Annotated in this window: 16 protein-coding genes and 1 tRNA gene; 4 read left to right on the top strand and 13 right to left on the bottom strand. The window is 72.9% G+C overall.

Going from position 1 to position 21,301, the window contains the following annotated elements; all coding sequences use genetic code 11:
• Positions 1 to 140 precede the first annotated feature (140 nt).
• Entirely contained in the window at positions 141 to 1,547 is a 1,407-nt protein-coding gene (locus N8I84_RS16080) for an FAD-binding oxidoreductase (protein ID WP_263230182.1), read from the bottom strand.
• A 128-nt stretch (positions 1,548 to 1,675) separates the two neighbouring features.
• Positions 1,676 to 2,821 carry a 4-hydroxyphenylpyruvate dioxygenase gene (hppD, locus tag N8I84_RS16085; protein WP_263230183.1) on the bottom strand — a complete coding sequence of 382 codons (1,146 nt, stop codon included), beginning with the start codon at positions 2,819 to 2,821 and terminating at the stop codon, positions 1,676 to 1,678.
• A 122-nt stretch (positions 2,822 to 2,943) separates the two neighbouring features.
• Here hppD and N8I84_RS16090 point away from each other — a divergent pair, with 122 nt between their 5' ends.
• The gene (locus N8I84_RS16090; RefSeq protein WP_263230184.1) at positions 2,944 to 3,423 is read left to right on the top strand and encodes an Lrp/AsnC family transcriptional regulator; all 480 of its coding nucleotides are present in this window, start codon (positions 2,944 to 2,946) and stop codon (positions 3,421 to 3,423) included.
• An 18-nt stretch (positions 3,424 to 3,441) separates the two neighbouring features.
• Here the strand turns inward: N8I84_RS16090 and N8I84_RS16095 are convergent, their stop codons facing one another.
• From N8I84_RS16095 to N8I84_RS16110, 4 genes are all read right to left on the bottom strand, one after another.
• On the bottom strand, positions 3,442 to 4,722 hold the full coding sequence (locus N8I84_RS16095) for an MFS transporter (protein ID WP_263230185.1): 1,281 nt from the start codon (positions 4,720 to 4,722) through the stop codon (positions 3,442 to 3,444).
• 476 nt (positions 4,723 to 5,198) lie between these two features.
• Positions 5,199 to 5,990, bottom strand: a complete 792-nt coding sequence (locus N8I84_RS16100) for a YlbL family protein (protein WP_263230186.1) — start codon at positions 5,988 to 5,990, stop codon at positions 5,199 to 5,201.
• A gap of 92 nt (positions 5,991 to 6,082) precedes the next feature.
• Positions 6,083 to 7,192: an o-succinylbenzoate synthase gene (gene menC / locus N8I84_RS16105; protein ID WP_263230187.1), complete on the bottom strand. Its 1,110-nt coding sequence runs from the start codon at positions 7,190 to 7,192 to the stop codon at positions 6,083 to 6,085.
• Positions 7,189 to 8,040: a chorismate synthase gene (locus N8I84_RS16110; protein ID WP_263230188.1), complete on the bottom strand. Its 852-nt coding sequence runs from the start codon at positions 8,038 to 8,040 to the stop codon at positions 7,189 to 7,191. The genes menC and N8I84_RS16110 overlap by 4 nt, the downstream gene beginning before the upstream one ends.
• Positions 8,041 to 8,140: 100 nt before the next feature.
• On the opposite strand from N8I84_RS16110, the gene N8I84_RS16115 reads away from it, so the two are divergent.
• Positions 8,141 to 9,721, top strand: coding sequence for a PucR family transcriptional regulator (locus tag N8I84_RS16115; protein ID WP_263230189.1), 1,581 nt, complete (start codon positions 8,141 to 8,143; stop codon positions 9,719 to 9,721).
• A gap of 97 nt (positions 9,722 to 9,818) precedes the next feature.
• Here the strand turns inward: N8I84_RS16115 and N8I84_RS16120 are convergent, their stop codons facing one another.
• The 3 genes from N8I84_RS16120 to N8I84_RS16130 form a co-directional block, all read right to left on the bottom strand.
• Positions 9,819 to 10,460, bottom strand: a complete 642-nt coding sequence (locus N8I84_RS16120; protein ID WP_263230190.1) for an IclR family transcriptional regulator — start codon at positions 10,458 to 10,460, stop codon at positions 9,819 to 9,821.
• 330 nt (positions 10,461 to 10,790) lie between these two features.
• Entirely contained in the window at positions 10,791 to 12,602 is a 1,812-nt protein-coding gene (locus N8I84_RS16125) for a DEAD/DEAH box helicase (protein WP_263230191.1), read from the bottom strand.
• A gap of 143 nt (positions 12,603 to 12,745) precedes the next feature.
• On the bottom strand, positions 12,746 to 14,194 hold the full coding sequence (locus tag N8I84_RS16130) for an MFS transporter (RefSeq protein ID WP_263230192.1): 1,449 nt from the start codon (positions 14,192 to 14,194) through the stop codon (positions 12,746 to 12,748).
• A gap of 209 nt (positions 14,195 to 14,403) precedes the next feature.
• Between N8I84_RS16130 and N8I84_RS16135 the strand changes: the two genes are divergently transcribed.
• Positions 14,404 to 14,478: transfer RNA gene (locus N8I84_RS16135), tRNA-Cys, on the top strand.
• A gap of 213 nt (positions 14,479 to 14,691) precedes the next feature.
• A complete protein-coding gene (locus N8I84_RS16140; protein WP_263230193.1) occupies positions 14,692 to 15,213 on the top strand; it encodes a hypothetical protein in 522 nt (173 codons plus the stop codon).
• Between the two features lie 162 nt (positions 15,214 to 15,375).
• Here the strand turns inward: N8I84_RS16140 and N8I84_RS16145 are convergent, their stop codons facing one another.
• The 4 genes from N8I84_RS16145 to N8I84_RS16160 form a co-directional block, all read right to left on the bottom strand.
• The gene (locus N8I84_RS16145; protein WP_263230194.1) at positions 15,376 to 16,203 is read right to left on the bottom strand and encodes an SUKH-4 family immunity protein; all 828 of its coding nucleotides are present in this window, start codon (positions 16,201 to 16,203) and stop codon (positions 15,376 to 15,378) included.
• 247 nt (positions 16,204 to 16,450) lie between these two features.
• A complete protein-coding gene (locus N8I84_RS16150; RefSeq protein ID WP_263230195.1) occupies positions 16,451 to 18,757 on the bottom strand; it encodes a xanthine dehydrogenase family protein molybdopterin-binding subunit in 2,307 nt (768 codons plus the stop codon).
• Positions 18,754 to 20,259 (bottom strand): (2Fe-2S)-binding protein, encoded by a 1,506-nt coding sequence (locus tag N8I84_RS16155; protein ID WP_263230196.1) that lies wholly within the window; start codon positions 20,257 to 20,259, stop codon positions 18,754 to 18,756. The genes N8I84_RS16150 and N8I84_RS16155 overlap by 4 nt, the downstream gene beginning before the upstream one ends.
• Positions 20,256 to 21,149: an FAD binding domain-containing protein gene (locus N8I84_RS16160; protein ID WP_200417673.1), complete on the bottom strand. Its 894-nt coding sequence runs from the start codon at positions 21,147 to 21,149 to the stop codon at positions 20,256 to 20,258. Before N8I84_RS16160 ends, N8I84_RS16155 begins: the two co-directional genes overlap by 4 nt.
• Between the last annotated feature and the right edge of the window lie 152 nt (positions 21,150 to 21,301).

A 21,301-nucleotide genomic window follows, 5' to 3' on the forward strand; every position in this document is an offset into this window, starting at 1 on the left:
GCGTGGTGGTCCCGCGCCGTCTGCCCTGCGGCTCGTTCCGCCGGGCTCCGGGTCCGGGCGGCTCGGCCTCGACGGCGGCCCGGCCGCACCGCTCACCCCGGCCCCTGCCGACGAGGGTGAGGCGGCGTGGGCCGAACGGGTCAGAACAGTTTGCCGGGGTTGAGGATCCCCAGCGGGTCGAAGACCTGTTTGACGGCCCGTTGCATCTCCACGCCCACCGGGCCGATCTCGCGCGCCAGCCACTCCTTCTTCAGGACGCCGACGCCGTGCTCGCCGGTGATCGTGCCGCCGAGTCGCAGGCCCAGGGCCATGATCTCGTCGAAGGACTCGCGGGCGCGCCGGGACTCGTCGGGGTCCTGCGCGTCGAAGCAGACGGTCGGGTGGGTGTTGCCGTCCCCGGCGTGGGCGCAGACGCCGATGGTGAGCTGGTACTTCTCGGCGATCCGCTCGACCCCGTCGAGCATCTCGCCGAGCTTGGAGCGGGGCACGCACACGTCGTCGATCATCGTGGTGCCCTTGACGGCCTCGAGCGCGGTGAGCGACAACCGCCGCGCCTGCAGCAGAAGTTCCGACTCGGCCGCGTCGTCGGCCGGTACGACCTGGGTGGCGCCCGCGGCCTCGCACAGGGCGCCGACGGCGGCGAGGTCCGCGGCCGGGTCCGGGGTGTCGAAGGCGGCGAGGAGCAGCGCTTCGGTGCTCTCCGGGAGGCCCATGTGGGCAAGGGCGTTGACGGCCTTGACGGTCGTACGGTCCATGAGTTCGAGGAGCGACGGTACGTGCCCTCCCGCCATGATCCGGCACACGGCGTCGCAGGCGGCCGCCGCGGAGGCGAACTCGGCTGCCAGGACGAGCTGCTGGGGCGGCTGCGGCTTCAGTGCGAGGATCGCCCGTACGACGATGCCGAGGGAGCCCTCGGAACCCACGAAGAGCCGGGTGAGGTCGTACCCGGCGACCCCCTTGGCCGTACGGCGGCCGGTGGACATCAGGCGTCCGTCGGCGAGGACGACGTCGAGGCCGAGGACGTACTCGGCCGTCACCCCGTACTTCACGCAGCACAGACCGCCGGAGGCGGTGCCGATGTTGCCGCCGATGGTGCACATCTCCCAGCTGGAGGGGTCCGGCGGGTAGTACAGGCCGTGTTCGTGCACCGCGCGGGAGAGCGCGGCGTTGACGACGCCGGGTTCGACGACGGCGATGCGGTCGACCGGGTTGATCTCCAGGATCCGGTCCATCTTGGTCAGGGAGAGCACGATGCAGCCGTCCGAGGCGTTGGCCGCGCCCGACAGGCCGGTGCGGGCGCCCTGCGGGACGACCGGGACGCGCAGTTCGGTGGCCGTCCGCATGACGTGCTGGACCTCTTCGACGGTGCGCGGCAGCACGACCACGGCCGGGGTGCCGGCCGTGCAGAAGCTCGCCATGTCGTTCGCGTACGAGGCCGTGACGTCGGGGTCGGTCAGGACGGCCTCGGCCGGCAGGCCGGTCTTGAGGCGGTCGAGGAGGTTGCCGGTGACTTCGTCGCGCGGGGCTTCGATACGGCTCATGATCACAGCGTCGCACCGGGGGGCGGCGGTGGGAAGCCCGGAGCGCGCCAGGAGTGCCCGGAGGGAGCGCCAGGGACAGGCGCTCCCTCCGGGGACGGTTTCCAGGACGGCCCCGGGGACGTCCTCCGGGCGGCCTACAGGTTGCCGCGCTTGGCCTGCTCGCGCTCGATCGCCTCGAACAGGGCCTTGAAGTTGCCCTTGCCGAAGCCCATGGAGCCGTGGCGCTCGATGATCTCGAAGAAGACCGTCGGGCGGTCCTGGACCGGCTTGGTGAAGATCTGCAGCAGGTAGCCGTCCTCGTCGCGGTCGGCGAGGATCTTCAGCTCGCGCAGGGTCTCGACGGGGACCCGGGTGTCGCCGACCCACTCGCCGAGGGTGTCGTAGTACGAGTCCGGGGTGTCGAGGAACTCCACGCCGGCCGCCCGCATGGTGCGGACCGTCCGCACGATGTCGTTGGTGTTGAGCGCGATGTGCTGGACGCCGGGACCGCCGTAGAACTCCAGGTACTCGTCGATCTGGGACTTCTTCTTGGCGACGGCGGGCTCGTTGATCGGGAACTTGACCTTGAGCGTGCCGTCGGCGACCACCTTGGACATCAGGGCGCTGTACTCGGTGGCGATGTCGTCGCCCACGAACTCCTTCATGTTCGTGAAGCCCATGACCTTGTTGTAGAACTCCACCCATTCGTTCATGCGGCCGAGTTCCACGTTGCCGACACAGTGGTCGATGGCCTGGAAGGTGCGGTGGGCGGGCGGCTCGACGATCGGATCGGCGGCGACGTAGCCGGGCAGGTAGGGGCCGTCGTAGCCGGAGCGCTCGACCAGGGTGTGGCGGGTCTCGCCGTAGGTGGCGATCGCGGCGAGGACGACGGTGCCGTGCTCGTCCTTCAGCTCGTACGGCTCGGCGACGGAGCGGGCGCCGTGCTCGAGGGCGTACGCGTACGCGGCGCGGGCGTCGGGGACCTCGATGGCGAGGTCGACGACGCCGTCGCCGTGCTCGGCCACGTGCTGGGCGAGGAAGTGGCCCCAGGTGGTGGTGGGCTTGACGACGGAGGTGAGGACGAAACGGGCGGAGCCGTTCTCCAGGACGTAGCTCGCGGTCTCACGGCTGCCGTTCTCCGGTCCGGAGTACGCCACGAGCCGCATGCCGAAGGCGGTGGAGTAGTAGTGCGCGGCCTGCTTGGCGTTGCCGACGGCGAAGACGACCGCGTCCATTCCCTTCACCGGGAAGGGGTCGGCCTCGCGCGCGGTGTCAGGGGCGTGGTGTGTGGTCTGCGTCATAGCGGCAGCCTCGCCCGGCTCCGCAAGGTGCGCAATAGTTTGCTTTCCGGCTGGGCAGTCTGCCCAGTGAACCGCCCGTGTCGCCGGGCGTTCTGTACAGGATGACCATCGAGGAGCACGGCATGGCGATCGATCATCTGGACGCCCGGCTCATCGTGCTGCTGGCCCGGGAACCGCGCATCGGGGTGCTGGAGATGTCCCGGCGGCTCGGGGTGGCGCGCGGCACGGTCCAGGCGCGCCTCGACCGGTTGCAGGCGAACGGAGTGATCCGCGGCTTCGGCCCGGAGGTGGACCCGGCGGCGCTCGGCTACCCGGTCACGGCGTTCGCGACCCTCCAGATCCGCCAGGGCCAGGGCGCGGACGTACGGGCCCACCTGGCGACGGTGCCGGAGGTCCTGGAGCTGCACACGACGACGGGCAGCGGCGACATGCTGTGCCGCCTGGTGGCCCGCTCGAACGCGGACCTGCAAGGGGTGATCGACCGCGTGGTCGGCTTCGAGGGCATCGTCCGCGCCTCCACGGCGATCGTGATGGAGAACCCGGTACCGCTGCGGGTCATCCCGTTGGTGGAACAGGCGGCGCGGGACCGCGAGGAGACCTGAGGGGGCTGACCGGTGCAGTCACCTGCCGGCGTGGGCCGGGTCCGCGGTGGCGCGGAGCACCGGGTCGTTGCGCAGCCTGACGAAGGTGACGAGCAGGGTCACCGCCTGCAGTGCGGCGCACGCCCCGATGACGTCGGTCAGATACGGCGGTGGGGTGACGGCGAGCAGGATGCCCGCCACCGGGAAGGGCAGCAGCAGGAGCAGGATCGTCAGGGAGAGCGTCGTGCCGAAGGCCGCGGGCGGGATGATCAACGAACGCAGTGTGCGCAGCACTACGGTGAGCCCGCCGTCGGCGGCCATGAAGAGGGCCACGAGGGCCGTGTAGCTGAGGTAGGAGGGGGCCTGCGGCACGGCGAGGCAGGCGGCGGACGCTACGGTCGCACTGATCACGCCGACGCCCCACAGGCCCAGCCGGTCGAGGGCGAACCGGCAGCAGGTGACCGCGACCAGCGTGGCGGCGGCGGCGACCGACCAGAGCGTGCCGACGGCGGCCGGGGAACGGCCGAAGTGGTCCTCCACGAGAACGGGGCCGGCCGACTGCAGCAGGCCGAGCGCCAGGTTCGAGCAGGCGAGTCCGGCCACGAGTCGTCGCAGGGAGGGCAGGGAACGCAGCGTCCGCCACCCTTCCCGCATGCCTCCGCGGCGTCCCTGTCCGCCCTGGCGTGCCGCACGCAGGGGTGTGGGCGGGGTCTGCAGGGCGAGGCCGGCGGACAGGAAGGACAGCACGCTCAGGCACGCGAGCATGCGGGTCGGCCCGGTCAGGAGCAGGACGCCGCCCAGGGCGGGGCCGACGAGGGTGGCCGTCTGGTCGATGCCGATCAGCACCGGCTGCACCTTGTGGGACCGTCCCTCGACGCGGCGGCCGACGATGGCGCCCACCGCCTCGTTGGCGATGAAGCTGAACTGGGTGAGGGCACCGGTCACGGCGGCAAGTGCCATGACCGTGGCGGTCTCGGCCGTCCCCCGCGGCAGCATCACCAGCACGACAGCGGCGCCCGCCACCAGCAGGGCGCGGGTGAGCGAGGCGAGAAAGCACACGATCGCCGCGCCGCTGCGGTCCACCAGGTCACCGGCGAAGCCGAAGGCGGCCACCCGGGGGATCCACTCCAGTGCGAAGGCCAGGCCGGTCAGGGACGCGGAGCCGGTGGTCGCCAGCACGACGAGCGGCATGGCGTAGGTCGCCATGGAGTAGGCGAGCGCGTCGCAGGCGCGCGGCGCGTAGACCCGCCGGAACAGGCTGCCGGTGGGCACCGCGGCGTGCCGGCCGGCCGGCTGGATCTCGTACAGGGAGACGGTCACGAAGTGAGGGGACTTTCGGTGAGCGGGTGCACGGACGGACGGCCGGAGCGTTCCCCGCCGGTCAAGCGGACGAGGGCGCTTCAGCCATTTCGGCCATGGGCATGACACAACGCTGGGTCACGGGGAACTCCGCTCGGAAACGGGAGCCGAAGACAGGCAAAGACCGCGCCGGCAGGCCTTGTTGAGGCATTAACTACGGCGCGGTAACAAGATAGCGGAAGAGATCGCTCCCGCAGAGCCCCCGGGTTGCGCCGATTGGCTCCCGGCGTTTCGCGTCCCGGCCCGCCGGGGCCGTCGAGGTTACCGGGGTCGTCGACCGGTCCCCCGGGGCCGTCGAGGTTACCGGGGCCGTCGACCGGTCCCCCCGGGGCCGTCGAGGTTACCGGGGTCGTCGACCGGTCCCCCCGGGGTCGTCGACCGCTCCCCCCGGGGTCGTCGACCGGTCGGCCGTCGACCGGTCGCCGGAGGTCCGTCGCCTAGCAGCTCGGGACCGAGCCGTTCGCCTTCTCGAGGGACGCCAGGGCGTCGATCGCGCTCTTGAGGGTGGTCACCGGTACCAGCCGCAGGCCCTTGGGCAGTTCCGCCTTCGCGTCGGCGCACTCCGCCCTCGGGACCAGGAAGACGGTCGCGCCGTCGCGCTTGGCGGCCTGCGTCTTGAGGGCCACGCCACCCACCGGGCCGACCTGGCCCGAGGGGTCGATCGTGCCCGTACCGGCGATCGTGCGGCCGCCCGTGAGGTCGCCGCCCGTGCCGTTGCCGTTCAGCTTGTCGATGATGCCGAGGGTGAACAGCAGCCCCGCGCTGGGGCCGCCGACGTCCGCGAGCTTCAGCGTGACCTTCACCTTCTCGCCACCGAGGTGCAGATACGACAGGGCCGCGCGGGTCGCCGCGTCCTGGGACTGCTTCATCTGCTCGGTGTTGTGCTGCTCGATCTCCTTGACCGTGTCGCCGCTCGGGTAGACCGCGTCGCGCGGCAGCACCGCGCGGTCCGTGCGGAACCAGCCGTCGATCACGTCGCCGAGTGAGACCTGCGCGTCGGGGCCCGTCGCCTCGATCGTCGTCATCCGCAGCTGGCCGGTCGTCGTGCGGGTGGGCGCCCCGTTGATCGTGATCACCGCGGTGCCCTTGTTCTCGCCCAGCACGTTCGCCGTCATGCCGGGCTGCGCCACGGCGAACGGCAGCGGCGCGAACACCGCCGTGGCGAGCAGAGCCACGACGGGCAGGGCGCAGACGGTGGCGGCCTTGGGGCGGGAGAGGCGAGAGAGCACGGGATCAATCTAACGCGACGGCCACTTTTGGCCAGGCGCCGGTCGGGCCCCCGGGTCCTCGCACAGGCCGCGTCAAGCCGCATCGAGCCGCGTCAGGCCGCGTAGAGGTCCCTCCTTCCCGCCGAGAAGCGCCGTAGTGCGTCCGGCAGCGGTTCCACACCGATCCCGGGCGCGGACGGGACCGGCAGATGGCCGTCCTCCAGGACGAACGGCTCGGTGATGTCCTCCGCGAAGTAGCGGGTCGACGCCGAGGTGTCGCCCGGGAGCGTGAAGCCGGGCAGGGCGGCCAGGGCGAGGTTCGGCGCCCGGCCGATGCCCGTCTCCAGCATGCCGCCGCACCACACCGGCACCCCGTGCGCGTGCGCCACGTCGTGCACGCGCCGGGCCTCCAGGTAGCCCCCCACCCGCGCGGGCTTGACGTTCACCACGCGGCAGGCGTCCATGGCGATCGCGGAGGCGGTGTCGCGGGCGTTGTGCAGGGACTCGTCCAGACAGACGGGCGTGGCCAGGCGCTGCTGGAGCCGGGCGTGGGCGTGCAGGTTGTTCTCGTCCAGCGGCTCCTCGATCAGCAGCAGCCCGAACTCGTCCAGCCGCCGCAGGTGCTCGGCGTCGGCGAGCGTGTACGCCGTGTTCGCGTCGACCTGGAGCGGCAGCGCGTCCCCGAACCGCTCGCGCACGGCCCGTACGGGCTCGAGGTCCCAGCCCGGCTCGATCTTCAGCTTGATGCGGACGTACCCCTCGGCCAGGTAGTGCTCGACGTCGTCCAGCAGTTCGGGCACGGAGTCCTTGATGCCGACCGACACCCCGGCCGGCACCCGGTCCCGTACCGCCCCGAGGTAGGTCGCGAGCGGCATGCCGTGCGTGCGCAGCTCGGCGTCCAGGACCGCCGTCTCCAGCGCCGCCTTCGCCAGCTCGTGCCCCTTGACCTTCGCCAGGGCCGGGGCGAGCGCGGCCGTCGTCAGCCGCGGCAGGGCGGCGGCGCGCGGCAGCAGGAAGTCCCGCAGGAGGATCTCGGCCCCGGCGACGAACTCGGAGCAGTAGCGCGGCTCCGGGTCGCCCGCGAACTCCGACCAGCCCTCGGCGGCGTCCGTGACGACGTGCAGCAGGAAGGTGTCCTTCGTGGTCATCGTCCCGAAGGAGGTGCGGAAAGGGGTCACGAGCGGGATCGCCACATGGACGATCTCGACGCGTTCGAGCTTCATGCCGGGGATTCCTCCTCGCGGGTGAGCGTTCGGCTGAGCGTGTACCAGCCGTCCCGGGACATGCCCGTCGCCGTGAACCCCTCGGCGAAGGCCCCGGTGAAGACGTCGCGGACGGCGTGCCGCCAGCGCAGGGCGAGAGCGGGGTCGGCGGCGCGCAGGGCGACGACGTCGTCCGGTACGCGGCACCACACCTGCCGGTCGTCGCGGGAGCGGCGGGCGAGCGGGGCGCCGTCGGGGGCGAGGTGGGTCACGGGTGCGGCGGCGCGGTCGCCGGTCTCGCGCCCCTCGCGGGGCGCCGTCAGGTCCCAGGTCACCGTGAGCCGGTCGCTCTCGTCGCCCTCGTTCACGCCGTCGGCCATCCGGCCGTAGAAGTCGACCAGGTACTCGGTGCCCGTCGCGCCCAGCTTGACCAGGTTGAAGCGGGCGTTGCGGCCCACCAGCGGGTCGAACGTCCAGCGCAGGGTGCGCGCGCCCCGCTCCAGGAGCCAGCCGCGCTGCGCCTGCTTCACGGCGTACCCGACGCCCCGGTCGGCCGCCGCCACCAGGGAGTACGCCTCCGCGGACGCCGGCGGGCCGAAGACGGCGACGCAGGCCCCGGCGAGCCGGCCCCCGTCCAGGGTGTACGCGGCGTGCACGGCGCCGCCCGCGTGCACCAGGCTGTGCATCACCTCGGCGGGCAGCGGCGGGGCCTGCCGCGGGGTCCGCCAGACGTCGCTGAAGAAGCCGGCCACGGCGGCGATACCGGTCACGTCGTGCACGGTGCGCACGGTGACCCCGGCCGCGCGGGCGGCATGGTCGGCGTCGACCGCGTGGGGGTGTACGGGTGGTCGGTCCGTCTCTGCAGTCATGACACGAGTGTCGAAGGAGCGGCGGGCGTCGGCGTTGTGGAGAAGGACAACGTGCGCGTACGTTGCTGAGGGGATCGGACAAGCACTCGGGGACACTGCCATGGACGTCCGCACGCTCGGCGACTTGCTGGACGTCGTCGGTGAACCCTCGCTGCGCCTGCGCACCGCGCCCGCCGGGCTGACCGCGCCCGTCACCGAGGCGCTGCTCCACGACGCCCACGCCCCGCTCCCCGCGCCCCGGGCGCCCTGCTGCTCGCGGTGGGCGTGCCGCCCCCGGGCCGCCGGTCCGCTGGTGCGGGCGGCGGCGGAGGCCGGGATGACCGGCGTCGTGGTACGGGGTGAGGACGGGCCGGTCGCCGAGGCGGAGGCGGCCGGGGTCGCCCTGCTGGGCGTGGACGAGGACGCGGCCTGGCACCAGGTGCACCTGCTGCTGGCGTCGGCGCTGGCCGCGCGCCCGGCGGCCGGGGGCGGCGGGGACACGCGCGGGGAACTGTTCGCGCTGGCCGACGCGGTGGCGGCGGCCGTCGGCGGGGCCACCGCGATCGAGGACCCGGGGCAGCGGATCCTTGCCTACTCGACGGTTCCCGGGCAGACCACGGACGAGGACCGCCGCCAGGGCATCCTCGGCCTGAAGGTGCCGGAGATCCCGGACAACGCCGAGCAGTACCGGACCGTGCTCTCGGTCTCCGGCCCGGTACGGCTGCCGGCTCTCGCGGGAGCGCTGCCACGGCTCGCCGTGGCCGTACGCGCCGGCGGCGAGACCCTCGGGTCCCTGTGGGTGGTGGACGACGGCCGGCTCGCACCCGACGCCGAGGAGGCGCTGGCGCGGGGAGCGTCCACGGCGGCCCTGCTGCTGCTGCGGGCGCGTGCCGCGCGGGAACTGGCCCGGCACCAGGACGGCGCCCTGCTGCGCCGCGTCCTCGACGGCGCCGCCGACCCGGCCGCCGCCGCCCACCGGCTGGGGCTCCAGGCCGTACGGGTCGCGGCGTTCGTCCTGGACTCCGACTCCACGGTGTCCGCTCCGTCCGCCCTGTCCGCACCGTCGGCACCGTCCGCACCTGATGACGAGCAGACCACGCTCCGGCTGCTGGACCTCGTGCGGCTCCAATGTGAGGCGCGGTACGGGCGGCACACGTGCGTGCTGGTCGACGGGGTGGTGTACGCGCTGCTGCCCGCTTCCGGGGAGCGTGGTGGTGAGCGGCACGTGCGGTTGGCGGAGGACATCGTGCGTCGGGCGGTGCGGGCGCTGCGGGTGCCGGTGCTGGCGGGGCTCGGGGAGGTGGTGCCCTCCCTCGCCGAGGCGGCCGCCTCGCGGCAGGACGCGGACCTGGTGCTGCGGGTGCTCGGGCCGGAGCAGCCGGTGGCGTCCGTGCGGCAGGTGCGGGCCCGGATCACGCTGCTACGGCTCGCCGAAGTGATGCGGGACAGACGGGAGTTGGCCGCGGGCGCATGGGAGGAGGTCGTAGCGTACGACGTCGGGCACGGCACGGAGTACGCGGCCACCCTGCTCGCGTGGCTGGAGGCGGGGTGCGATGTGGGGGGTGCGGCGGAACGGCTCGCCGTGCACCCGAACACGTGCCGGTACCGGCTGCGTCAGGTGCGGCGGCAGCTCGGGGTGGACCTGGACGACGCGGATGAACGGCTGACGCTGTGGGTGCAGTTGAGGGTTCTGAACAGCTGAGGGTGTTGCACTTGTCCTGGGCAGCCGAGGGTCCTGAACGCTGAGAAACCTGAACAGCCGAGGGTCCTGAACGCTGACGTTCCTGGACGGCCGGCGCTCAGCGCAGTGCCTCCGCCACCTCCCGCGCCGCGTCCACCACCCGGGGACCCACCCGCTCCGGTACCGAGTCCGCCAGCATCACGACGCCCACGCTGCCCTCGACCCCGGTCACCCCTATCAGGGGTGCCGCGGCCCCGCAGGCCCCTGCCTCCAGCTCGCCGTGCGTGAGCGTGTACCCGGGCTCGGCGATGGGCTGTCGGCGGGCGGCGAGGATCGCCCGGCCCGCGGCTCCCCGGTCGAGGGGGTGCCGGAACCCGGCGCGGTAGGCCACGTGGTAGTCGGTCCACGACGGCTCGACCACCGCGACGGCCAGCGCCTCCGCGCCGTCGACGAGCGTGAGGTGCGCGGTCGCCCCTATGTCCTCGGCCAGGGACCGCAGCGCGGGCAGCGCGGCCTCCCGCACCAGCGGATGCACCTGGCGGCCCAGGCGCAGTACGCCCAGCCCGACCCGGGCGCGGCCACCCAGGTCGCGGCGTACGAGGGAGTGCTGCTCCAGCGTGGCCAACAACCGGTACACCACGGTCCGGTTCACGCCCAGTCTGTGGGAGAGCTCGGTGACGGTCAGCCCGTGGTCGGTGTCGGCGAGCAGCTTGAGGACCTTGAGGCCCCGGTCGAGCGTCTGGGAAGTCTCCGCGGTCACGACGCCCACTCCTTAGTGGTGAGGTCGACGGCCCCCTTCGCGGCGGATGCGACACCGAGTCCCGTCGGCGACGCGCTTCAGAGGCCGCCGATCGGCTGGCGGCCCGGGCGGCTCCCGGACTCTGTCGCTTCACGGCTGCGCTCCGCGGCGGCGCTGCCACGGGGCGTGTGCGTAGCGGGACAGTAGCGAGCCGGTTCGCTCAGCGGAAGGCTCCGTCCAGAATCCGGTCAGTGGCCGGTGGGGAGTGGTTTGTTTTGCGGAGATACGTCCCCTCGTCAGCTGGTCCCCGGTTCTCCCGGTCCCCTCTGCTGACGTCGGCGAGCGTCGGGGTCACTTCATCCGCGTGGCCCACTCCTGGACCTTCGCGATGCGCTGCCGCAACTGCCCGGCCGTGCACTCCGCGCTCGGCGGGCCCCCGCACACCCGCCTCAGCTCGTTGTGGATCACGCCGTGCGGCTTCCCGCTCTGATGGACGTACGCCCCGACCATCGTGTTCAACTGCCGGCGCAGTTCCATCAGTTCCTTGTGCGTGACCACGGGCCGCCGTTCCGCGGGCAACTCCAGCAGGTCGGCCTCCGCGTCCGGCTTCTTGCGGCTGTGCGCGATCTGCCGGGCCTGCCGCTTCTGCAGCAGCAACTGCACCTGTTCCGGCTCGAGAAGCCCCGGGATGCCGAGGTAGTCCTGCTCCTCCTCGCTGCCCGGGTGGGCCTGCATGCCGAACTCGGCGCCGTTGTACATGACCCGGTCGAAGACGGCGTCGGACTCAAGCGCCTCGAACGGCAGCATGTCCTGCTCGCCGGTGTCCTCGTCGTTCTCCCGGTTCGCCTCCTCCATCTCCTTCTCGGACTCGGCGTACGGGTCTTCGGCCTCGCCGTCCTTCTTCGGCTTGTCGAGGACGTGGTCGCGTTCCCGCTCCATCTCGCCTGCGAAGGAGAGCAGGTCGGGTACGGTCGGCAGGAACACGGACGCGGTCTCGCCGCGCCGCCGGGACCGTACGAAACGGCCGACGGCCTGGGCGAAGAAGAGAGGTGTCGAGATCGTGGTCGCGTACACCCCGACCGCGAGCCGGGGCACGTCGACGCCCTCGGACACCATCCTGACCGCGACCATCCACCGGTCTTCGTTGTTGCTGAACTCGTCGATCCGGTCGGAGGCACCGGCGTCGTCGGACAGCACGAGGGTCGCCCTGTGCCCGGTGATCTCGCGGATCAGCTTGGCGTAGGCGCGGGCCGAGTCCTGGTCGGAGGCGATGACGAGGGCGCCTGCGTCCGGGATGGACTTGCGGACCTCGGTGAGCCGCTGGTCGGCGGCGCGCAGCACGCTCGGCATCCACTCGCCGCGCGGGTCGAGCGCGGTGCGCCAGGCCTGGCTGACGGCGTCCTTGGTCATGGGCTCGCCCAGCCGGGCGGCGATCTCGTCGCCCGCCTTGGTGCGCCAGCGCATGTTGCCGCTGTAGGAGAGGAAGATGACCGGCCGCACGACGCCGTCGGCGAGCGCGGACCCGTAGCCGTAGGTGTAGTCGGCGGCCGAGCGCCGGATACCGTCCGCCCCCTCCTCGTACGTCACGAACGGGATGGGGTTGGTGTCGGACCGGAACGGCGTGCCCGTCAGGGCGAGTCGGCGGGTCGCCGGCTCGAACGCCTCCAGGCACGCCTCGCCCCAGGACTTGGAGTCGCCCGCGTGGTGGATCTCGTCGAGGATGACGAGGGTCTTGCGCTGCTCGACGCGGTTGCGGTGCAGCATGGGCCGCACGCCGACGCCGGCGTAGGTGACGGCGACGCCGTGGTACTCCCGGCCGAGGGGGCCTGCGCTGTACTCGGGGTCCAGTCTGATCCCTATCCGCGCGGCGGCCTCCGCCCACTGCTTCTTCAGGTGCTCGGTCGGCGCGACCACGGTCACCTGCTGCACCACGTGATGGTGCAGCAACCAGGACGCGAGCGTCAGGGCGAACGTCGTCTTACCGGCGCCGGGGGTGGCGACGGCGAGGAAGTCACGCGGCTGCTCCTGGACGTACTTCTCCATCGCCCCCTGCTGCCAGGCACGCAGCTTGCTGGCGGTGCCCCAGGGCGCACGGCCGGGGAAGGCGGGTGAGAGGTGGTGGGAGTGCGAGGAACTGGAGCTGGCGGCGGCGGTGGTACTCACGGTCTCCGTGTGGGTCGGGCGGCTGGGATGCGTACGACAACCGGGCCACCCTACCGGCGCCCCGGTGGCGTCGACGCTCGGACAGCGCCGGGCCGGCAGGCGATGGGATTCAGCTCACATCACGCCACTGGTACCACTCGGTGTCAGCGGGATTCGGTCCGCGTCCGGGTCGCCACCCACGCCCCCACCAGCGCCACCGCCGCCATCGGCAGGAACACCACGGCGAACGCGGCCGGATGGGAGCCTTGGGCGGTCGCTTCGGTGGCGGTGTGGGCGACGGTCCCGCCGCCGAGCGCGGCGAACGCGGCGCCGCCCGCGGACAGGAGCACCACGTTGGACAGGCCGTCGGAGATCTGCAGGGCGGCCGAGTTGGCGCCCGCCTCCTCGGGAGCGGACAGCTTCAGGAGCAGGACGCTGGTCGAGGAGATGACCAGGCCCATGCCGAAGCAGCCGAAACCCCAGGCGACCGCGACGATCCACGGGGGCACGGCGTGGATCAGTACGCTGGGCGCGGTGGCGATCGCGGCCGCGACGACCACCATGCCGAGCGTCATCAGCCGCTCCCGGTACGGCTCCAGGTGCGGCCTGGACTGGATGTACGAGCCCAGCGCCCAGGTCGCGCCGGCCGGGGCCAGCGAGAACCCGGCGAGGGTCGGCGACAGCCCGCGCTCGGTGACGAGCATGAGCGGGATGAAACTCTCCGCCGCGACGAACGCGCCCGCCGACACACCGCGCAACAGCACCACGGACGGCAGGCCGCGCGCCGCCCGGTAGGTGCCGCGGGGCAGCAGGCCGAGCACCGCCGGAACGAGCAGGGCGGCGCCCGCGACACCGGGGACGAGGGAGACCCAGTGCAGGTCCTGGGCGGCGTACTGGAGGAGTCCGGCGCCCAGGGAGATGCCGAACGCCAGGCGGATGCGGCGCGCGTCGAAGGGGGCGGCGGTCTCCGAGGCGGGGCCGGCGGCCCGTCGCCGTATCTGCGGCAGGGCGAGCGCCAGCGGGAACACCACGAGCACGGGGATACCGATGAACACCCAGCGCCAGCCGAGCTGTTCGGTCACCGCGCCCGACGCCAGCGGGCCGACCACCGAGGGGATCACCCAGCTCGCCGCGAACGCCGCCATGATCGCCGGACGCAACCGCTCCGGGTATGCCCGGCCGACGAGGACGTACAGCGCGACGATCACCAGTCCGCCGCCGAGACCCTGCACGGCCCGGCCCAGGATGAACAGCCACATCGTGCTCGCCGTCCCGGACACCAGCAGCCCGGCCGCGAAGGCGGCGATGCCGCAGGTCAGCGAGGAGAGAGGGCCGCTGCGATCCGACCACTGGCCGGCGAACACCATGCCGAACAGGCTGGTCGTGAAGTACCCCGAGAACGCGAAGGCGTACAGGGACAGTCCGTCCAGTTCCCGCGCGGCGACCGGCATCGCCGTACCGACGGCCGTGGCCTCGAAGGCGATGAGCAGCACGACGGAGACGATCCCGATGCTGAGGGCCCGGTAGGGCCGGCTCAGCACGCCGCCGGTGGCGTCGGAAAGGGAGGGAGTGGCGGCGGCGACCTCGGTGTCGCGGGGGTCCAGGGCGGTCATACAGGTCAGAGTAAGGGGCTCGACGGGGATTGGCTCCTGTCGGGAGCCGGGGACCGGCCGGGACCTTGGTCTTAGGACCGAGCCCGGTTTCATGAACGGCGTATGGCAGTCCCGTTGCAGGGCCGCCGATGCTCTTGAGCCGGTGACCTGCCCACTCCTACGGTCAGTGCATCAGGTCGGCACGCACAAGCCGTACCGGACCTGGTCCCGGCCGTGTGCCCGAGTGGTTCAGGGACTCGCCTGCAAAGCGAGTTACGCGGGTTCGATTCCCGCCACGGCCTCCACCTGTCTGAACAGGAAAAGCGAGAGGGCGGCACCCTGTGTGGGGGCCGCCCCATCAGTGATCCGTCTCATTCCTCGTCTCAGTTGGCCCGCACGGGCGCGCCCCACTCATGGGCCAGGCCTCCGACCTCGGACATGCCCGTCCCCTTTGGTCAGGTGTACGGTCCGGATGCCGCGTCCGAGATGAGGGGCGCCCGGCCTGTACAGGGGGGATCGTGGGTCAGCAGCCCGTTCCGGCGTCGAAGAAGCCGCTGAGCAGGGGAAAGAAGATCGCTATCGGCATCGGGGTGCTGATCGCAGCTCCGCCGTTCATCGCCGGCATGGTCTCTGGAGTCAAGGACGCCGCCACGCACAACACCCCGGTGGCAGCCGCGACGCCTGCAGCGAGCCACAGCAGTCCGGCAGCGAAGCCACCGGCGAAGACCAAGCGGACCCCGGCCACTCACGCGTCGGGACCTACGCCGGCGCAGAAGCTGGCCGACCTCGACGGGAACGGTCGGCCCGCCACCGAGTACCAGCAGGTTCTCGACGCACTGGCGCCGCGCTGTACGGAGGACCGCCCCCGCCTGGCGGCCGTCGTCCACGCCACGCTGAAAGACCTGAAGAAGAAGGGCGTCAACGACGAGGACGGGTTCAGCGTCCTGCAGCACCTGGAGCACTCGGTGCCCGCCGGGAACCCGCGGGTCAACTGCGCGTCGGTGGCGGCGGCTTACGCCACCCTGCGCGAAGGGAACTAGAGCAACCGGATCTCCCGCATGGCCACAACAGCAGGGCGGCACCCTTCCGGGGGTGCCGCCCTGCTGTTCGTCCTGTTCAGTTCTCGTCTCACCTGACCGGTGCGAGCACGCAGGCCGCCCCATCCTCGTCATCGCCCGGCCGGTCCGTCTCGGTCTTCCGGATCAGACCGTCGACGTCGCTTCCGCCGCTCTCCTGTCGCGGTGGGCCAGCCACACCGTGAAGGCCAGCGTGGAGATGTCCGCGTCGAGCGGGCGCAGGGTCGCGTCCGGCTCACTCCAGCACAGGACCGCTCCGGTGGCCCCGTCGAGGAGCAGGCTCGTGTCCTCCAGCAGGCAGCCGAGGCGTATCACACGGTCCGCCCAGTCCCCAGGGGGGTCGTCCTCCGGGACGCCCTCGTCGTCCGCGTAGTACTCGGCCAGCGTCGGCAGCGGCAGGTCCGTGTCCAGTTCGAACCAGTAGCCGGTCTCCGGCAGGCCCACCTCGCGCAGGAAACGGCGGGTCGGTTCGTGCGTGAGTGTGCGGGGGAAGTCGACGTCCTCGAAGCGCACGATCGCGGCGGAGCCGAACTCCTCGTCCAGCAGCCGCGGCGGCAGGTCCAGGGCGAGGCCTGTGCCGGGGCGGGTGATCCGGGCCAGGGGACGGATCAGGGCGTGCGAGGCGAACCCGCCCGCAGGGGCGGTCAGTTCGTCCGTCACCGCCGCGAGCCGCAGCAGCGCCTCCAGGGAGGGCGCGAGCGGCGAGAGGTCCATCGGGCCAGGGCTGCGCGGGGAGACGTACGCCGTGGGCACCCGCCCCGTGGCGCCGCCCAGCAGGAGCGACTCCAGATCACGGTCGACGGTGCGCAGCGTCCCGATGACCATCTGGTCGCGCAGTTCCTCGGCGAGCCTCTCCGCGTCGTCGACCAGCTGGGCCGCCCTCCGCAGCACCGACTGTCCGCACGGTGTCCCCGACGCCTGTGCGTACGGATCCGTCCCAGTCGGCGTGATCACGCCACAGGCGTCAGTCGTGCCCATCGTCTTCCCCCGGGTGTTTCGTGCCTGGCCCAGAGCGACCGCAGGGCAGGACACATCGTCCTGCCCGGCAGCTCTCCCCCAACGCCAAGAACCTTACGCGGCACCACTGACAACACCGCAGCAATAACCCGTCCGTGCGCGCCTCACCCGATCCGCGCCCGCTCCCGCCCGGCCGGGATCGCACGCCCCCACCGTCTCGTCCACGGTCAGGTCCGCGGCGAGCTCACTGCGTCGTCACCACCGCCGCCTGCGGCCGGATCGGCAGGCGGTTGACCGGGCGGCCCGTTGCCGCGCGGACCGCCGATGCGATCGCCGCCGGGGAGGTCACCACCGGTACCGCGCTGACCGCCTTCGCGCCGAAGGGGGCGACCACGTCCCGTTCCTCGACGAGTTTGACGATCTGGATGTCGGGGGCGTCCAGGGCCGTCGGCAGGGAGTAGCCCGTCAGGTCGGGGTGGCGGACCACGCCGCGGGCCGTGCGCAGGTTCTCCGTGAGCGCGATGCCCACGCCCTGCGTGACCCCGGCCTCGAGGCGCGCCGCCAGCTGCGCCGGGTTCAGCACCCGGCCCACGTCCTGGGCCAGCGCCAGCTCCACGACCCGTACCGAGCCGATCTCGATGTCCACGTCCACCACGGCGCGGATCGCGCAGAACGCGATCCCCACGAAGGCGTCGCCCTGGCCCGTCTCGTTCAGCGGTTCGGTCGGGTGCGGCCGGCACTGCGCGGTGGCCCACAGTTCCTTGCCGTCCATCGCCTCCGTCACGGTGGTGGACAGGACCCCGTCGTACGACGTGATCTTGCCGTCCGTGATCTGGAGCAGCTCCGTGGACATGCCGAACTTGTGCGCCAGGGGCTGCAACAGCTGGGTGCGGACCATCTTCGCGGCCCGTTCGACCGCGCCGCCCGACACCCAGGTGTGGCGGCCCCGGCAGCCCGCGCCCGCCGGCGGCTGGTCGGTGTCGACGGCGGCCACGTGCACCTCGTCGATGCCGAGGGTCTCCTGGACGATCTGCCGGGCGAGGGTCGCGAAGCCCTGGCCGGTCTCCACCGCCGCGCACAGCACCGTGGCCACGCCGTCCTGGACCTTCACCGTCGCCGTGGAGACCTCGTCGGCGCCCTCCGCACCGAGCATGTGGACCATGCCGAGGCCGTAGCCCACACCGCGCCGGACCGCGCCCGGTTCGCCCGCGCCCTCGGGGCCGCCGGGCAGCAGCCACTCCTCCTCGGGGGTGTCCTTGGGGAGCAGGGGCAGCGGGTGGTCGCGTACGGCCTCGAGCAGTTCGGCCACCGGCGCCGGGCACGTCACCGTCTGGCCGGTCGGCAGGACGTCGCCGGTCGCCATGACGTTGCGCATCCGCAGCTCCGCCGGATCGAGGCCGAGCTTCTTGGCGAGCTTGTCCATCTGCGCCTCGTACGCGGCGCACACCTGCATCGCGCCCTCGCCGCGCACATGGCCCGACGGCGGGTTGTTGGTGCGCACGGCCCAGCCCTCGATGAAGGCGTTCGGGACGACGTACGGGCCGCAGGCGAAGGAGACCGCGGCGGCGAGCGCGTCCGAGGAGGTGTCCGCGTAGGCGCCCGCGTCCAGCAGGATCTGCGCCTCGACCTTCACCAGCCTGCCCTCGGCGTCCGCGTGGTGACGGTAGCGCAGCAGTGTGGGGTGGCGGTGGACGTGGCCGAGGAAGGACTCCTCGCGGTTGGCGGTCAGTTTCACCGGGCAGCCGGTCTTCAGCGCCAGCAGCCCGAGCGGCAGCTGGAAGCCCTGGTCCTCGCGGTCCGCGGTGGCGCCGGGCACGCCGGTGACGACGACCTTCACCCGGTCCGGTTCCAGGCCGTAGACGGCGGCGGCCCGGTCCCGGTCGGTGTGCGGGTCGGTGGAGGCGAGGTACAGCTCGACGCCGCCGTCGGGCCGGGGCACGGCGAGGCCGGCCTCCGCGCCGATGGGGGCGGGGTCCTGGCGGCCGATGCGGTACAGGCCCTCGACGACGACCTCGCCGACCGCGTCGGGGTCGCCGTGGCGCAGCGGGATGTGACGGATCAGGTTGCCGTCGGGGTGCAGCGGCTCGGCCTCGAACGCCTGCTCGGGGTCGGTGACCGGGTCGAGCACCTCGTACTCGACGATGACGGCCGCGGCGGCCATGCGCGCGGTGTCGGGGTGGTCGGCGGCGACGGCCGCGATGGGCTCCCCGTGGTGGCGTACGACGTCGGAGGCGAAGACGGGGCGGTCGGCCGTACCGCGTCCGTGCAGCGCGCCCACGGGCACGTCCTCATGGGTGAGGACGGCCCGCACGCCGGGCATCTCGCGCGCGTGGCCGGTGTCGATGGACAGGATGCGCGCGTGCGGGTGCGGCGAGCGCAGGACGGCCGCCCACAGCAGGCCCTCGGCCCACAGGTCGGCCGCGTACGGGAAGGTGCCCTCGGTCTTGGCGCGGGCGTCGGCGGACGGCAGCGAGGCTCCGATGCCGTGCGGCAGCGGTTCGGGGGCGGGTGCGGCCGCCGCGGTGGTCGCGGTGGCGGCTTCGTTGCTCACGCCTGGCCTCCGTCCTGGCCGTACGGGTGGTCGTTCGGGGTCACGTTGCCGAACGCGTCGAGGTGGACGCCGCCCTCTCCGGGGCCCGCCTGGTGCGGGATGCGCGGTTCGTCGCCGTCCGCTGCCGGATCGGCCTCGGCGCGGTGCGCCTCCCGCTCGGCGACGACCTCCTGGACGGCCTGAAGGACGCCACGGTAGCCGGAGCAGCGGCACAGGTTGCCGCACAGCGCCTGGCGGGCCTCGAGGTCGGTCGGCGCCGGGTTGCCCTCCAGCAGGTCGTGCACGGTCATCGCCATGCCGGGCACGCAGAAGCCGCACTGCACGGCGCCGCACCGGGCGAGCGCCCGCTGCACGTCGGAGGGCTGTCCGTCGACGGCGAGTCCCTCGACGGTACGGACCTCACTGCCCGCGGCGGTGACGGCGGGCACCAGGCAGGAGGCGACGAGCCGTCCGTCGACCTGCACGTTGCACGCGCCGCACTCGCCCTGCGAGCAGCCGTCCTTGGCGCCGGCGAGGCCGAGCCGCTCGCGCAGCACGTACAGCAGCGACTCGCCGATCCAGGCGTCGGTGACGGGCCGGTCGGCGCCGTTCACCCGCAGGACGTACGAGGCCAGGGGGTGCTCGTCGTGCGGGGCTGCGGGCTCGGCGGCCCGATCTTGGGGCGGGGCCTGGGCGTCGGCGGCCCCGGGGGCCGGGTCGGGCGCGGGGTGCCGGGCGCCTTCGGGAGCGGCTGCCTCCTCGGCGCCCGAGGTGCCGTCGGAAGTGCCGTCGGAGGCGTCAGAGGCGCCGTCGGAGGCATCGGCGGCCTCGGACCGCTCCTGGGCTGCCTCTGGCGCCTCGGCAGCACCATCGGCCCTGAAGTCCTCGTAGGCCTCGTATGCCTCGTATGCCTCGTACGACCCGTCGGACAGCTCCCCAGGGGCCTCCTCGGGCGTCTGCGCGGCGGTCTCCTGCCCGTGCCACGACGGTACGGCCGCTTCCGTCGCCCAGGGGGCGGGCGCGCCGCCCGGCAGGGTCGCGGGCGGGGTGCCGCCCCACTGCTCGACGAGCGAGGACGTGGTGAACTCCCCCGACTCGTCCGGCAGATCACCGCCCGCCACCGGGATCGACCACTGCCCGGTGACGTCGTGCCCGGGCGCGGGCTCCCGCGCGGCCTGGGCCTCCTCGAAGTTCCACTGCCCGGTCGCGCCGGGGTTGTACGTGAACCGGTCCCCCGTGCCGTCCTGCGTCGCGCCCGGCCAGTGGGCGCCCTCGGCGGGCGCGCCCCAGTTCCCGCCGTGCTCCTCGGCGCCCGTGCCCTCCTGCGGGGTGAAGGTCGGCGGAACATAGCCGTGGCCCGGCGCGGCCAGCGGGCTGTCGGAGGCGAGGAGGGCGTCGATCCCACCCTCCGGGAGCTGGACGAAGGCGGTGGCGCCGTCGTCGTAGTCCCCTTGCGGCAGCCGCTCCCAGGAGCCGTTGGTGCCCTGCCGGCGGGCTTCCTCCGGGTGCTGGTCGTCCGTCACGACAGTGCCCTCCCCAGTGCTCGTCGGGCCAGCGCGGCGACGGTGCGCCGCAGGTGCAGTACGGCGGGCGGAAGCTGCTGCACGGTGCCGTCCTCCGCGGGCGCCGGATCGGGGATGCAGGCCGCGGCGACGTACTCCCCGAAGGCGTTCAGGGCCTCCGGGACGATCGCGCGGTTGTTGTCCCAGTCGATGAGTTGTGCGACCCACTGCTCGGCCTCCAGCGGGCGCAGCGGCATCGGCGCTATGGCACCGACGGCGCAGCGCACCCCGCGCCGGGCCGGGTCCAGCACCAGTGCCACCGACGCCATCGCCCGCCCGGGCCCGGTGCGGCCGGTCGCCTTCAGGAAGACCTGGGGGGCGTGCAGCAGCGGCACGCGCACGTAGCCGATGAGTTCACCGGCGCGCAGCATCTCCACGCCCGCCAGCAGGTGCGACACCGGGATCTCCCGGCGTGCCCCGCCCGGGCCGGCGATGATCAGCGTGGCCTCCAGGGCGGCGAGCACCGGAAGCGCGTCCCCGGTGGGGGCCGCCGACGCGATGTTGCCGCCGAGGGTGCCGGCGTTGCGGATGTGCGGCGGGCCTGCCGCGCGCGCCGCCGCCGCGAGGGCGGGGATGAGCGCCGCGAAGTCGGGGCGACCCATGCGCGCGTGGGTGAGGCCGGCGCCGAGCAGCGCGTGGCCGTCCAGGTACTGCCAGCCGCGGATCTCGCTGATGCGGCCGAGGCCGACGAGTGCGGCGGGCCGCAGCTGTCCCGAGTTCACGGCGGCCATGAGGTCGGTACCGCCCGCCACGGGGACGGCGGCCGGATGGGCGGCGAGGGCCGCCACGGCCTCGTCCAGCGAGGCGGGCAGCGTCACGGCCTGCGCCGCCTGCGGTGCCTGCGTGGTCAAAACCGGCTGCCCCTTCCCGCTGCCCCGTGGTCCCACCTGTGTTGCCGTACGGTACGTGCTGACAGGGCGGACGTGGCAACTCTGGCACATCTTTCACGGCCTCCGACGCGGGGGTCCGCTAGGAGGCATTCGCCCCTCTGACCAGGGAGATG

The organism is Streptomyces cynarae (assembly GCF_025642135.1).
Lineage (GTDB): Bacteria > Actinomycetota > Actinomycetes > Streptomycetales > Streptomycetaceae > Streptomyces > Streptomyces cynarae.

Excerpts from the sequence above, each read along its gene's own strand:
- menC (WP_263230187.1), bottom strand. The coding sequence starts at position 7,192 with ATGAAGCTCGAACGCGTCGAGATCGTCCATGTGGCGATCCCGCTCGTG.
- N8I84_RS16130 (WP_263230192.1), bottom strand. The coding sequence starts at position 14,194 with ATGACCGCCCTGGACCCCCGCGACACCGAGGTCGCCGCCGCCACTCCC.
- hppD (WP_263230183.1), bottom strand. The coding sequence starts at position 2,821 with ATGACGCAGACCACACACCACGCCCCTGACACCGCGCGCGAGGCCGAC.
- N8I84_RS16090 (WP_263230184.1), top strand. The coding sequence starts at position 2,944 with ATGGCGATCGATCATCTGGACGCCCGGCTCATCGTGCTGCTGGCCCGG.
- N8I84_RS16110 (WP_263230188.1), bottom strand. The coding sequence starts at position 8,040 with ATGACTGCAGAGACGGACCGACCACCCGTACACCCCCACGCGGTCGAC.
- N8I84_RS16115 (WP_263230189.1), top strand. The coding sequence starts at position 8,141 with ATGGACGTCCGCACGCTCGGCGACTTGCTGGACGTCGTCGGTGAACCC.